At 67.6% G+C, this 13,707-nt stretch carries 14 protein-coding genes; 5 read left to right on the forward strand and 9 right to left on the reverse strand.

All coding sequences use genetic code 11. The features are described from left to right. Positions 1-11: 11 nt before the first annotated feature. Both OHA40_RS18470 and OHA40_RS18475 read right to left on the reverse strand, forming a co-directional pair. On the reverse strand, positions 12-887 hold the full coding sequence (locus OHA40_RS18470) for a CoA transferase subunit A (protein WP_330228176.1): 876 nt from the start codon (positions 885-887) through the stop codon (positions 12-14). A gap of 59 nt (positions 888-946) precedes the next feature. Continuing rightward, entirely contained in the window at positions 947-1,711 is a 765-nt protein-coding gene (locus tag OHA40_RS18475) for an enoyl-CoA hydratase family protein (protein ID WP_330228177.1), read from the reverse strand. A 63-nt stretch (positions 1,712-1,774) separates the two neighbouring features. On the opposite strand from OHA40_RS18475, the gene OHA40_RS18480 reads away from it, so the two are divergent. From OHA40_RS18480 to OHA40_RS18490, 3 genes are all read left to right on the forward strand, one after another. Then, the gene (locus OHA40_RS18480; RefSeq protein WP_330228178.1) at positions 1,775-2,557 is read left to right on the forward strand and encodes an SDR family oxidoreductase; all 783 of its coding nucleotides are present in this window, start codon (positions 1,775-1,777) and stop codon (positions 2,555-2,557) included. Positions 2,558-2,588: 31 nt separating this feature from the next. Continuing rightward, positions 2,589-3,500, forward strand: a complete 912-nt coding sequence (locus OHA40_RS18485) for an SDR family oxidoreductase (protein WP_330228179.1) — start codon at positions 2,589-2,591, stop codon at positions 3,498-3,500. Between the two features lie 133 nt (positions 3,501-3,633). Beyond that, complete coding sequence (locus OHA40_RS18490) at positions 3,634-4,167, forward strand: hypothetical protein (RefSeq protein ID WP_330228180.1); 534 nt, start codon at positions 3,634-3,636, stop codon at positions 4,165-4,167. 256 nt (positions 4,168-4,423) lie between these two features. Here OHA40_RS18490 and OHA40_RS18495 read toward each other — a convergent pair whose 3' ends face one another. Both OHA40_RS18495 and OHA40_RS18500 read right to left on the reverse strand, forming a co-directional pair. Next, positions 4,424-4,840, reverse strand: a complete 417-nt coding sequence (locus OHA40_RS18495) for a helix-turn-helix domain-containing protein (RefSeq protein WP_011207048.1) — start codon at positions 4,838-4,840, stop codon at positions 4,424-4,426. A gap of 360 nt (positions 4,841-5,200) precedes the next feature. Continuing rightward, positions 5,201-6,364: a steroid 3-ketoacyl-CoA thiolase gene (locus tag OHA40_RS18500; RefSeq protein ID WP_330228181.1), complete on the reverse strand. Its 1,164-nt coding sequence runs from the start codon at positions 6,362-6,364 to the stop codon at positions 5,201-5,203. Positions 6,365-6,465: 101 nt separating this feature from the next. Between OHA40_RS18500 and OHA40_RS18505 the strand changes: the two genes are divergently transcribed. Beyond that, positions 6,466-7,767 (forward strand): cytochrome P450, encoded by a 1,302-nt coding sequence (locus tag OHA40_RS18505; RefSeq protein WP_330228182.1) that lies wholly within the window; start codon positions 6,466-6,468, stop codon positions 7,765-7,767. A gap of 69 nt (positions 7,768-7,836) precedes the next feature. Here the strand turns inward: OHA40_RS18505 and OHA40_RS18510 are convergent, their stop codons facing one another. The 5 genes from OHA40_RS18510 to OHA40_RS18530 all read right to left on the reverse strand — a co-directional run bounded on the left by OHA40_RS18510 (position 7,837) and on the right by OHA40_RS18530 (position 12,413). Then, entirely contained in the window at positions 7,837-8,250 is a 414-nt protein-coding gene (locus OHA40_RS18510; protein WP_330228183.1) for a nuclear transport factor 2 family protein, read from the reverse strand. A gap of 28 nt (positions 8,251-8,278) precedes the next feature. After that, on the reverse strand, positions 8,279-9,163 hold the full coding sequence (locus tag OHA40_RS18515) for a TIGR03619 family F420-dependent LLM class oxidoreductase (RefSeq protein ID WP_330234253.1): 885 nt from the start codon (positions 9,161-9,163) through the stop codon (positions 8,279-8,281). 5 nt (positions 9,164-9,168) lie between these two features. Continuing rightward, positions 9,169-10,362, reverse strand: a complete 1,194-nt coding sequence (locus OHA40_RS18520) for a thiolase domain-containing protein (protein WP_330228184.1) — start codon at positions 10,360-10,362, stop codon at positions 9,169-9,171. A gap of 77 nt (positions 10,363-10,439) precedes the next feature. Beyond that, a complete protein-coding gene (locus OHA40_RS18525; RefSeq protein WP_330228185.1) occupies positions 10,440-11,477 on the reverse strand; it encodes a thiolase domain-containing protein in 1,038 nt (345 codons plus the stop codon). A 12-nt stretch (positions 11,478-11,489) separates the two neighbouring features. Continuing rightward, the gene (locus tag OHA40_RS18530; RefSeq protein ID WP_330234254.1) at positions 11,490-12,413 is read right to left on the reverse strand and encodes a Zn-ribbon domain-containing OB-fold protein; all 924 of its coding nucleotides are present in this window, start codon (positions 12,411-12,413) and stop codon (positions 11,490-11,492) included. A 210-nt stretch (positions 12,414-12,623) separates the two neighbouring features. On the opposite strand from OHA40_RS18530, the gene OHA40_RS18535 reads away from it, so the two are divergent. Next, entirely contained in the window at positions 12,624-13,661 is a 1,038-nt protein-coding gene (locus tag OHA40_RS18535; protein ID WP_330228186.1) for an LLM class F420-dependent oxidoreductase, read from the forward strand. The last annotated feature ends 46 nt before the right edge of the window (positions 13,662-13,707 follow it).

The raw sequence follows: 13,707 nt of genomic DNA on the forward strand, positions 1-13,707 counted from the left end.
CCGCTTCTGCATCACGCCTCCGCCGCGAATCGGCGGACGGCGGCTTGGTACTGCTCCTCGGATCCGGCCAGATAGGTGTCGACGAACCGCTGCCACGCTTCCGGCGTCTTCGCGGATTCGGCGTAGTGCTTCTGGAACTTCTCGTCCCGGCCGTAGCTGTCCCCGGCCAGGGTGAAATGCGCGCCACCCGGTGCATCCACCACGCCGTCGACCATCATGCGATTGAGCAGCAACGCTTGCAGCGGAACGGTTTTCACCAGCTCGTCGGTCTCGACCACCCGTTCCACCGAGACGTAGCGCCGCTGCGCGGCCAGGCAGAAGAGGTCGTCGAAATACGGGTCGACGCCGGTGTAGGCGGCGTTGCCGTGCGGGTCGCCGAGGTTCAGGTGTACCAGTGCCGCATCCAGATTCAGCGCGGGCATAGCGATCAGAGTTTCCGGCGTGCCTGCTACCGGATAAGGCGATTCGACCGTCTTCAGCTCACCCTCCCAGAAGTTCGGGACGTCCGATCCGAGACCGGCGCGGATCGGCAGGAAGGGTAGCCGTGCCGCGGCCGCTTCGAGCCCGCACTCGAGCATTCCCTCGTCCATCTCGCGCGCGACCAGCGCGCCCGCGGAGCGCGCCTTCGCGAACCACGGGTCGTAGAACGGCGGCGAATCCAGCGACACGAAGCCGTAGTACGCCTTGCGCACCTTCCCTGCCGCGCACAGCAGCCCGAGATCGGGGCCGCCGTAGCTGACCACGGTCAGATCCGTGAGTTCCGAACGCAGGATGGCCCGCACCAGTGCCATCGGCTTGCGCCGGGAACCCCAGCCGCCGATGCCGATGGTCATCCCGCTGCGTAGTTCGCCGACGACCTCGTCGAGCGACATCCGCTTGTCTCGCATCGCTTTTCGCTCCCTCTCCGATGGGTGGCCCGCCCGGGGACTTTCCTGGTTACGCGGCTTCACTGGCCGGCCTTGCGCGCCGCGAGATCGTCGTCGAACCGGGCGCGGATCTCGTCGGCGACGCCGGCGAGATTGAGTTCGAAGGTGAATCCCTGCTCGTACCGGTAGCTGCGGTGCACGTCCTGCACGTCGATGCCGTTCAGCGCGCGCTTCGCCGCCCGGATCACCCGGCCGTCCTTGGCCGCGATGTTCTTGGCCAATTCCAAAGCCGCCGCGTCGAGTTCGGCGCGCGGCACCACCTGGTAGACCGAGCCGTAGTGCTGCAACTGCTGTGCGGTGATCGTGCTCGCCGTGTAGAACAGCGCGCGCATCAGGTGCTGGGGCACCAGCCGTGCCAGGTGGGTCGCCGCGCCGAGCGCGCCGCGGTCCACCTCGGGTAGGCCGAAGGTGGCGTCGTCGGAGGCGATCACGATATCCGCGTTGCCCACCAACCCGATGCCGCCGCCGAGGCAGAAGCCCTGCACCACCGCGATGACCGGCACCTGGCATTCGTAGACCGCTGCGAAGGCATCGAAGCAGCCATGGTTCGCGTCGATCAGCGCCTGGTGGCCGGGCTTGCTCTGGATCTCCTTGATGTCCACGCCCGCGTTGAAGCCGCGGTTCTCCGCGCGCAGGACCACCACTTTGGTGTCCGGATCGCGGCCCGCCGCCCGCACTTCGTCGGCGATGGCGAACCAGCCCTCGGTCGGGATGGCGTTGACCGGCGGGTAGTCGACCGTGACCACGGTGATGCCGGTGGATTCGGAGTGGCGGTTGATCCCCATCGCAAGTCCCATCGTGTGTGAACGCCATTGGCAAAGCAAGCAGTTGCTTGGTAGGTTAGCACGGTGGCACTCGAAATCGATCTCGCCGGACGCGTCGTTCTGGTGACGGGCGGCGTGCGCGGCGTCGGCGCGGGCGTGAGCGAGGCATTCCTGGCCGCGGGTGCGACCGTCGTGGCGTGCGCGCGGCGCCCCGCCGACGTTCCCGTCGAGGTCGACGGACGCGCGATCGACTACCTGCCGTGCGATGTCCGGGACGCGGATGCGGTCCGTGCGTTGATCGAGACGATCACCGAGCGCCATGGCCGCCTCGATCATCTGGTCAACAACGCGGGCGGCGCCCCCTTCGCGCTCGCCGCCGAGGCAGGCAAGAACTTTCACGCCAAGATCGTCGAGCTGAACCTGCTCGCCCCGCTGCTGGTGGCGCAGGCCGCCAACGCGGTGATGCAGCGACAAGAAGAGGGCGGCTCGATCGTGAACATCTCCAGCGTGAGCGGGCACCGTCCGTCGCCGGGCACCGCCGCCTACGGCGCGGCCAAGGCGGGCATGGACAGCCTGACCGGCTCGCTCGCCGTCGAGTGGGCGCCGAAGGTGCGGGTCAACTCGCTGGTGGTCGGGCCTGTGCACACCGAATTGAGCCACCTGCACTATGGCGACGAAGAAGGCGTCGACGCGGTGGGCCGGACCATCCCCCTCGGCCGCATGGCCCGCCCCGACGACATCGGCAGTTGCGCCGTCTTCCTCGCCTCGCCGCTGGCCGCCTACGTCAGCGGCGCGACACTGCTGGTGCACGGCGGCGGCGAGCGCCCCGCCTTCCTGGCTGCCTCCACCGCAGAACAGCAGTCCTGAACATCCCGAACACCGCACGAAGAGGACACACATGGACACCGACCAGATCTGCGCCGGACGCGTCGTCATCGTCACCGGCGCGGGCCGGGGCATCGGCCGCGCGCATGCCCTCGCCTTCGCCTCGGCAGGCGCCCGCGTGGTGGTCAACGACCTCGGCTCGGCGCTGGACGGCGCGGCCACCGCGGAGACGCCTGCACAGCAGGTGGTCGCCGAGATCGAGGCGCTCGGCGGCGAAGCCGTGGCCAACGGCGACGACGTCGCGGACTGGGCAGGCGCCCGCAGGCTCGTGCGCCAGGCCGTCGACACGTTCGGCACCCTGGACGTTCTGGTCAACAACGCCGGTTTCGTGCGCGACCGGATGCTGGTCAACCTCGGCGAGGACGAGTGGGACGCGGTGATCCGCGTTCATCTCAAGGGCCACTTCGCCACCATGCGGCACGCGATCGAGTACTGGCGCGCGGAAGCCAAGGCGGGCTGTCCGGTCGATGGCCGCATCATCAACACCAGCTCCGGCGCGGGTTTGCAAGGCAGTGTTGGTCAAGGCAACTACGGCGCGGCCAAGGCGGGTATCGCGGGACTGACGCTGACCGCCGCCGCCGAGTTCGCCCGTTACGGCGTCACGGTGAACGCGATCGCGCCGGCAGCGCGGACCCGGATGACCGAGACGGTGTTCGCGGACACGATGGCCGAGCCGGACAACGGTTTCGACGCCATGGCGCCGGAGAATGTGTCGCCGCTGGTCGTGTGGCTGGGCAGTACTCAGTCGGCGACGGTGACCGGCCGGATGTTCGAGGTCGAGGGCGGCAAGGTGGCGCTGGCCGATGGCTGGCGGCACGGCGTCGCAGTGGACCGCGGCGCTCGTTGGAATCCGGCCGAACTCGGCCCCGTCGTGGCCGATCTGATCGCCAAGGCGGCACCCTCGGAGCCGGTCTACGGCGCCTGAGCGGCACAGCCCCTTCTGGGGCGCAGTTGCGGGCTGGGTTTACTATGGGGCACCCGTCCGTGGGAAAGTCCCGTGTGAGAGTGGCGACCGGGCAGAAGACTGCGTTTCAACTGATGAGGGGAAGGCTCGTCGCATGGCCATAGGTCGCACACTCCATGTGCCAGGGGTAGCCGAAGCCGTCGCGGGCTCAGCGCTGCTCGGCGGGCCCGCAGACGCGTGGGTCGGCCGCGTCCTGGTCAAGCCCGCGACCGCAGTCAGGGTGGCCGTCGTCCTCGCGGTCACCGCGGGCGCGCTCGCCGCCGCCGTCGCGGTGCCCGAGATCGCGGTCGCGCTCGACCATCTCGATCCCGGCGGCGCGCGCGCGGGGCGGCTGTCCGACGGTGTGAGCGGTGTGAGCTGGATCGCGTTCGCGACGGCGATGTCGGTGGCGTGCTCGCGGAACCGGCCTCCCCGCCCGCGTCGGTGGCGGACCGGGCCGACCGGGTGGCGCGGTGGGCGCGTAATCCGATGGGGGAGATCGTGGTGGACGCCCGGTGGATTGCTCCGCCGGAAGGCATTAGTCCGCGCGGATGGGTCCAGACCATCGCCAGCGCCTATGCGGCGTCCGCTTCCGCGTCCGCTCGGAATTGAACAGACCGGCGCGATCGCGATCAGTCCGACGCAATAGTGCGCGACCGGTCGGCTATTCGAACGAACGGGCGCTGCCGGGAATCCGGTTCGGCGCGAACGACGAACGCGCATGGTGCGTCGAATGCGGTTATGCAGGACAATGATCCAGATCACACCACATGCCAGCACGCGTCCGTGCCCTTATTTCGTCGGACACGGCCGCGCGCCGGTTGTGTGCTGCACGCACGTTTGCACGTGCATAACACAGCACAGTGCGACCCGGTGGGCCGCACTGTGCTGCCGTGCAGGAGAACCTATTCGGTGCCGTCTGGAGGAATTTCGGGCAAGCCTTCGCTGGCCCGCAACTTCTCCGCCATGGACGTGAGCAGGTTCTGTGATTCTTCGGACAAGTCGAACGCCCTACTCGACAGCCGTCGCAGTCCGTAGCCCTGCAGCTGGGACAGCAGTTCCAGATCGTGATCGATCTTGGCAGCATAGATGTCGTTGAAGAAGTAGTCCGGCTTGACCTTGAAGAACTTCGCCAGGGCGGCCACCGTCTCATCGGACGGGTTCGTCCGTTGTCCCGACCGCAACTGCGACAGGTACGGTTTCGAGATCGGATGTCCGGAGGCCGTCAGCGCCGCCGCAACCTCCGCGTTGGTATGCGGCTTACGCCCCGGGGGATGCACGGTTTCGAACAGCTTGTTCAGCCGCGCCGCGAAATCAGCCATTGTGAGCCGCCCAATTCCCTTCGCTGTACTAACAGTCGTTATCTCGGATACGTATCATTGATATTAGCGGCTCAGTAACTGAAAACCTACGCCTGATTCCGGATTTCCTTGAAGCTTCTAGGTCGGATCGCGGCGAAGGCACTGGGACGGTTGCGTTTGCGGGTTACCCCAAGGGCTCTCGAGAACCAGGCGTACGACCAGGTTCTGGCCCGTCGTTGCGGTCTCGCCGCAAGGGGTCTTGATAGCGGCAAGATAGCTGACATCTCATCGACCGGGCGGTATGCGGGTTTGTGTGGCGTACGACACGTTTGTGCCCCTGGGGGATGAACGTTCAACCAATCGCGCGAAATGGTTGAAGTTTCACAAACGTTCGATGATAGTGCCTGTCGCGAGTGCGCCACCGGCGCACATGAGAACCATCGCCGTGCTGCGGTCGCTGCGCTCCAGCTCGTGCAAAGCCGTTGCGAGAAGACGCGATCCGGTGGAGCCGACGGGATGTCCGAGCGCGATCGCGCCGCCGTTGACATTAACCCGGCCCATGTCCGGCTGGTGGACCGATGCCCAAGAAAGTGCCACCGACGCGAACGCCTCGTTGATCTCGAAAAGGTCGATGTCGCCGATATTCATGCCGGACCGTTCCAGCAGCCGAGTGCACGCCTGCACCGGGCCGTCGAGGTGGAATTCGGGCTCGGCCCCCACCACCGCCTGGGTGACGATCCGCGCCCTGGGTCGCAAACCCGCTCGCTGCGCGGCCTTTTCGTCCATCAGCAGTACCGCCGCGGCGCCGTCGGAGATCTGCGAGGACGATCCAGCGGTGTGCACGCCACCCGCCAATACCGGCTTCAGCTCGGCCAGGCCCTCCACGGTGGTCGCGCGCAGACCCTGATCCCGTGTCACATCGAGCTTTTCGCCGGTCAGGTTGCCTTCCTTGTCGACCGCCGGCGCGGTCACGGTGAGCACCTCGCGGTCGAACCGGCCTTCGGCCCAAGCCTGCCCCGCCAGACGCTGTGAGCGCGCGCCGAACTCGTCCACATCGGCGCGAGTGATGCCGCGCCGCTTGGCGATACGCTCCGCGGCCTCGAACTGATTGGGCAGGTCGATGTTCCACGACGCGGGCCTGCGCGGTCCAGCGTGCTCGCCGACGTTGGCGCCCAACGGAACCCGGCTCATCGCCTCCACGCCGCAGGCCATGCCGACCTCGATCGCGTCGGCCGCGATCAACCCCGCGATCAGATGGTTGGCCTGCTGGGCCGATCCGCACTGCGTATCGATGGTGGTGGCGCCGACCTGCCACGGCAGGCCTGCGTGCAGCCAGGCGACCCGGGTGACGTTGTTGGACTGCTCGCCCGCCTGGGTGACGCATCCGCCGATGACCTGCTCGACCTGCGCGGGGTCCAGATGTGCCCGGTCCAGCAGTCCGCGCTGGGCCATGCCGAGCAGTTCGGCCGCGTGCAGGCCCGACAGCCAGCCGCCGCGCTTGCCGATCGGGGTGCGTGCGGCCTCGACGATGACGGGTGTGCCCATGTCCAACCTTTCCTTAGGGACAGAAAACTGAAACGCGTTCCTGGCACTTACCAGGGGCGGATCTGTCCGGTTTCTTTCCTCGTTCTCGCGCCTGTGCTTCAATGATTATAGAACGTGTTTCAGTTTGTCGAAGGAGACATCTGGTGGTAGACACTCGGAATGCCCGGCCGAATCTCCCGGACGGGTTCGACGTCACGGACCCGGACATCTACGCCGAGCGTGTTCCGGTCGAGGAGTTCGCCGAACTGCGCCGGACCGCCCCCATCTGGTGGAATCCGCAGTCGCCCGACGTGAGCGGGTTCCACGACGACGGTTTCTGGGTGGTCAGCTCGCACGCTGATGTCAAGGAGGTCTCGCGGCGCAGCGACGTGTTCTCCAGTTACGAGAACACCGCCATCCCGCGGTTCAACGACGACATCGCCCGCGAGCAGATCGAGCTGCAGCGCATCGTCCTGCTGAACATGGACGCGCCCGAGCACACCAAACTGCGCAAGATCATCTCGCGCGGGTTCACTCCGCGCGCCATCAACGGTCTGCGCGCGGAGCTGTCGGCCCGTGCCGAGTCGATCGTCAAGGCGGCGGCTGAATCGGGTTCCGGGGATTTCGTCACTCAGGTCGCGTGCGAGCTGCCGCTGCAGGCCATCGCCGAGCTGATCGGCGTCCCGCAGGAAGACCGGATGAAAATGTTCACCTGGTCCAACGACATGACCGGCTACGACGATCCGGAGAGCACCGCCGACCCGGTCGCGGCCTCCGCCGAGATCCTGGGTTACGCCTACCAGATGGCGGCCTCCCGCAAGCAGTGCCCGGCCGACGACATCGTGACCACGCTGATCGAGGCCGACATCGATGGTGACAAGCTCAGCGAGGAGGAGTTCGGCTTCTTCGTGATCATGCTCGCCGTGGCGGGCAACGAGACCACCCGCAACGCCATCTCGCACGGCATGATGGCGTTCCTGGAGAACCCGGACCAGTGGGAGCTGTTCAAGAAGGAACGGCCCGCTACCGCAGCCGACGAGATCATCCGCTGGGCCACCCCGGTCAGCTCGTTCCAGCGGACCGCGCTGGAGGACACCGAACTCGGCGGCGTGCAGATCAAGAAGGGTCAGCGAGTGGTCATGCTGTACCGGTCGGCCAACTTCGACGAGGACGTCTTCGACCAGCCGGAGAAGTTCGACATCATGCGCAAGGACAACCCGCACCTGGCCTTCGGCGGCACCGGCGCGCACTTCTGCATCGGGGCGAATCTCGCCCGGCTGGAGATCGACCTGATCTTCAACGCCATCGCCGATCACCTGCCCGATATCACCAAGGTCGCCGACGCGAAGCGGCTCCGCTCGGGCTGGCTCAACGGAATCAAGGAGTTCCCGGTCGATTACAAGACCTGCCCGATCGCGCACTGAGACCCGAAAGGGGCCCTCACACCGCACGGTGTGAGGGCCTCTTTCGTCTGCCGGGACAGGCGGGGGTGTTCAGTCGACCGGTCGCGCGGTGGCCATGGCGCGGTCGACCTCCCAGAATGCCCGCAGGGCGGCGATCTTGCCGCCCTCGTCAACGCGGTAGGTGAACACGCCATCGGCATCGATCCGATGACCGCCGATCGTGCTGCGGATGGTGCCGGTGAACGCGACCTCGTTGCCGCACGCGAACGAGTCCCCGAACAGGAACTCGATCAGGTCGGTCTTGGCGATCGCCTTGTCCCAGAACGCGGCGATGGCCTCCTTGCCGCGATGTCCGTTGCCCTCCGGGTCGAAGCCGGAGGGACCGATGGGGTCTTCCACGATGCCGTCCTCGGCGAACAGCGCGACCCATGCCTGCTTGTCCCGTGCTCGAACCGCGGCCTGCGAGGCGAGGCCCGCTGCCCGGGCCGGGTGTTCGTCGCTCATATGCGCTCCCTTGGTCAGCGAGTGGTTCTCACCGTGCGGCCACGATGGGTTCGGCGATGTTCTGCTGCGCGAACTTGCGCAGCGAGTCCTGTTTGGCGGCGAGCTCGCCGTCGAAGCCGATGCCATCGGCCAGCCAGGGCACCACGATCGCGTCGGTGACGCCGGCATCGGCGAGGTCCTGATACCCGGACCGGCCGAAGCGGTCGACGCACACCGCCTGGATCTCGAACGGTCCGCCGGCCCTGCCGAACTCGGCGCGCAGTGCGCCGAGCTTTCCGATGGTGTGCCGTAGTTCGTCGTAGGTCATCATGGCCGAGGTCCAGCCGTCGCCCACTCGCGCGGCGCGCCGCAGCGCCGCGTCGGTGTGCCCGCCGATGTAGAACGGCACCGGCTCGGTCGGCGCCGGGCTCATCTGCAACGGATCGAAGTCGAAGAACTCGCCGTGATACTCGACCATTCCTCCGGCCAGGACCAGTTTGATGACCTCGATCATCTCGTCCACCCGGGCGCCGCGCCGCGCGAATGGCACCCCGCACCACTCGAATTCCTCTGGAGCCCAACCGATTCCGACACCGAACCCGAAGCGGTTTCCGGACAGGTTGGCCACCGAGCCGACTTGCCTGGCCAGCAGCAGCGGGTTGCGCGAACCCAGCTTCAGCACGTTTGTGTAGAAGCGGATGCGGCTGGTGACGGCCGCCATGGCGGTCGCGCCGATGAGCGGGTCGACCCACGGTGTGTCCGGTCCCCAGAACCTGCTGCCGTCGGGCGTGTACGGGTATCTCGCCGCCGCCGATTTCATGTAGAACAGTGAGTCCGGCAGTGCGATCGACGAAAAGCCGCACTCCTCAGCGGTTTTCGCGAGCCCGGGCAGCTGGTCCAGTGGACTCAGCGCGATGCCGAGGGTGAACCTCAGTGGAGTCACCTCGGCTCCGATCCGACCACCCACATCGAGAAGTACTGCGACCCGCCGCCGTACGCATGACCGAGCGCCTTGCGCGCACCCTCGACCTGATAGTCCCCGGCCCGTCCCATGACCTGTTTGGCCGCTTCGGCGAACCGGATGAGGCCCGACGCGCCGATCGGGTTGGAGGACAGCACGCCGCCGGACGGGTTGACCGGCAGGGTGCCGCCGATCTCGGTCTCCCCTTTGTCGGTGAGCTTCCAGCCGTCGCCTGGCGGCACGAAGCCGAGGTTTTCCAGCCACATCGGCTCGAACCAGGAGAACGGCACGTAGATCTCGGCCGCGTCGATCTCCTCGAGCGGGTTGGTGATGCCCGCCGCCTCCCACAGCGCAGCGGCCGCGTCCCGCCCGGCCTGGGGATTGACCTGGTCGCGTCCGGCGAAGGTGGTCGGCTCGGTGCGCATCGCGGTGGCGTGCACCCAGGCGACCGTCCTACCGGTGGCCTCGACGGCGGCGGCCGCGTCAGCGTCGCCGAGCACGATCGCGCACGCGCCGTCGGAGGAGGGACAGGTCTCGTCGAAGCGGATCGGGTCCCACAGCATCTGCGAGGCGAGTACCGATTCCAGCGTGATGTCGGGCTGCTTCAGATGGGCGAGCGGGTTCTTGGCGCCGTTACGGCGATCCTTCGCCGCGACCATCGCGCCGATATGGCCCGGGGCGTTGGAGCGCCGGATGTAGGAGCGGACATGCGGTGCGAAGTACCCGCCCGCGCCCGCGCCCACCGGCATGGTGAACGGCACCGGAATCGACAACGCCCACATGGCGTTCGACTCCGACTGCTTTTCCCACGCCACCGCGAGCACGCGCTTGTGCACGCCCGCCTGCACCAGATTGGCCGCGACGATGCCGGTCGAGCCGCCGACCGAACCGGCGGTGTGCACGCGCAGCAGCGGTTTCCCGGTAGCGCCCAAGGCGTCCGCCATATGCAGCTCGGGCATCATGACGCCCTCGAACAGGTCGGGCGCCTTACCGACTACGACCGCGTCGATATCGGCGATGGTCAGCCCGGCGTCGGCGAGGGCGCGATCGATGGCCTCGCGGCACATGCCCGCCATCGACACGTCGGTGCGTTTCGTCACATGATGGGTTTGTCCGGTGCCGAGCACCGCGGCAGGGAAGCGCCCACCCATCGCCCGACCGCCACCCCTCATCGAATCGCTGCGCGATGCTGTGCGCCCACCCGTCGCCCGACCGCCACCCCTCATCGAATCGCTGCGCGATGCTGTGCTCATTGGGTCTCCGATTCCAAGACGGTCACAAGGTTCTGCTGGAGGGCGGGGCCGCTGGTGGCATGGGCGAGAGCGCGATTCGCCGTGCCGGCCATGATCGCCTCGGCCGCGAAGCCGATGCGCTCCAGGCCCGCGGCGAACATCGGGTTGGCCGTGAGGGCGCCGCCGGACGGGTTGATCGCGGTGCCGTTCCGCAGGCCGATGGCCTCGGTGAGGATCAACTGCTGATGACTGAACGGCGCGTGCAATTCCGCGACGTCGAAACCGCTGGTGTCGCCGCCGGTGACGGCTCGGGCCGCGGCCGACGTCGAGGGGGAGACGGTGAGATCGCGGGCGCCGAGGACCGGGGTGTCCACCCGGTGCGCCATACCGGTGATCCAGGCGGGGCGCTCGCACAGCTCGCGGGCGCGATCGCCGACGGCCAGCACGACGGCTGCCGCGCCGTCGGTGATCGGCGCGACATCGTGCGCGCGCAGCGGATCGGCGACATACGGCTTGTCCAGCAGGCTATCGACGTCGCCGGACGCGCCCGCGGCCACGGCCGCCATGTCGCGCTCGGTCCAGCGGCCCGCATCGAGCCCGGCGCGGGCCTGCAACCCGGCGATGGACAACGCGTCGGGCCAGAGCGGCGCGACCAGGTACGGGTCCAGCTGCAGGGTGAGCACCTGGCGCAGCGTGCTCGCGGAGGACTTGCCGAAGCCGTACACGAGCGCCGTCTTCGCCTGTCCTGAGCGCAGTTTCACCCACGCCTCGTACAGCGCCCACGCAGCGTCCATCTCGACGTGCGATTCGTTGATCGGCGGCACCGCGCCGATCGCGTCGACCGCCGAGATGAACGAAAAGGCCCGTCCGGCAAGATAATCGGAGGAGCCAGAGCACCAGAAGCCGATATCGGACTTGGTGATGCCGAGCCGGTCGTAGAGCTGCTGGAAGCAGGGCACCAGCATCTCGACACCATTGGTGGTGCCGAAGGTCTCCGGCACGTGCGGTGCGTGGGCGAAACCCACGACCGCGATGTCGGTGGCGTTGTCGGTCAACGTGCGCCTCTCTCAGAGGTGGTGCTTATAGGTCTCGTAGTCGGCGTCCGGCTCGCCGGTGGGACGGAAGTGGTCCACGTTCTCCAGGCCGTAGCCCCATTCCTCGCGCGGCTTCCACACCGCCTCCACCCGCATGCCCATGCGGACTTCGCTGGCGTCGCACCCGAGCACCAGGTGCAGCACCGGGATGTCCGCGCCGTCCAGCAGCACATACGCCGCGACGTACGGTGGCTTGATCCGCTGTCCGAGGAACGGCACGTTCACGATGCAGAAGGTGGTCACCGTGCCGCGGTCGGGCAGCTCGATGAAGTCGTTGGTCGGCCTGCCGTCGGTCGGGTTCGCGCCGCGCGGCGGGAAGTACACCTTGCCCGCGTCGTCCGTGCGCGCGCCGATCAGCTTGCCCTCGGCTAGTCCGCGCAGGTAGACGGTCTCCTGCGGGGAGGCGGTGTGCTTGTAGGACAGGTCGACCGGGGTGGTGATCATGGTGACCGGCTCGGCAGCGGCGCCGGCTTCGGCGGGGGAGCCGGACTTCTCGCCCGGCTCGAAGCAGACGATGTCGCGAATGCTGCCTTCGGTCTTCGCCGCCCATCGAGCGGTGACTCGCAGACCGGTCTGCATGTCCTCCGGCGCCGCGACGTCGACCGCGTGCAGCAATGTAGTGTCCGCGCCGTCGAGCCGGATCAATGCCCAGGCGAACGGGCGGTCGAACGGCTGGCCTGGCAGCGGCTCGCGCACCCAGGTCCACGATTCGACCGTGCCGGTCTCGGCGACGTCGACGAAGTCGGTCAGCGGTTCCGCGGTGATCGGGTCGTATTCCGGCGGCGGCACGATCACTCGACCGTCCGAGCCGCGCGCGCCGATGATCTTGTGGTCGCGCAGATTGGTCAGAAACGTCCCGATGGTGGTTCCGACGGAGCGGGTGTAGTCGAAACGCATCCGCAGGGGCGCGCTGAGTACGTCGGGCGAGGTGTCCAATCCCGTGCCGCTCTCACCCGCGATTGCCGTGGATGCAGTATTCCCCTGAGTCACGATATCGAGTAGAACAGGTTCTAACTCTGGTGGCAAGCGGCGGTGCGGTCATGGACAAGGAGGCGGGCTCACGGCACGATCGAGCGCCCGCCGACACAACACAGAAAGGGGTCCGGCGTGAAGTTCGGATTGCAGCTCGGGTACTGGATGGCCCAGCCGCCCGCGAACGCGGGGGAACTGGTGGTGGCGGCCGAGGACGCCGGGTTCGCCGCCGTGTTCGCCGCCGAGTCCTGGGGGTCGGACGCGTTCGGTCCGCTCACCTGGTGGGGCTCCTCGACGCGGAGGGTACGCCTGGGCACCTCGGTGGTGCAGATGTCGGCGCGCACTCCCGCCGCGACCGCCATGCATGCCCTCACCCTCGATCACCTCAGCGGCGGCCGCGCGATTCTCGGGCTCGGCGTTTCCGGGCCGCAGGTAGTGGAGGGCTGGTACGGACAGCCGTTCGCCAAGCCGTTGCAGCGCACCCGGGAGTACGTCGGCATCGTGCGCAAGGTGCTGGCCCGCGAGGAGCCGGTCACCAACGACGGCCCGCACTATCCGCTGCCCTACACCGGGCCGGGCTCGCTCGGGCTCGGCAAGCCGCTCAAGCCGATCGTGCATCCGCTACGCGCGGATCTGCCGATCTGGCTGGGTGCGGAAGGGCCGAAGAACGTCGCGCTCACCGCCGAGATCGCCGACGGCTGGCTGGCCATCTACTACGCGCCCCGGCTGGCCGGGATGTACAACGACTGGCTCGACGAGGGCTTCGCGCGGGCCGGTGCGCGGCGCAGCAGGGACGATTTCGAGATTGCCGCGAGTTGCCAGGTGGTGATCACCGATGACCCGGCGAGCGAGCTGGAGCGGATGCGATGGATCATGGCGCTCTACATCGGCGGCATGGGCGCGCCGGAGTTGAACTTCCACGCCCAGGTGTATCGGCGGATGGGCTATGCCCGCGAGGTCGACGAGATCGGGCTGCTATTCCAGGCGGGCAAGAAGGCCGAGGCCGCGGCGTCGGTACCAGACGAGCTGATTCTGGACACCGCGATCATCGGCGACGAGGAGCACGTCCGTAAGCAACTGGGGGTGTGGGAAGCCGCCGGCGTCACCATGATGCTGGTGTCGGTTTCCGATATCGCGCAATTGCGTCGGCTGGCACCCCTTGTCGAAAAGTAGAACACGTTCTAAATTCAATGGGGTGACTGCCTCACCCGCCCCGTCG

The organism is Nocardia sp. NBC_00508 (assembly GCF_036346875.1).
Taxonomy (GTDB): domain Bacteria; phylum Actinomycetota; class Actinomycetes; order Mycobacteriales; family Mycobacteriaceae; genus Nocardia.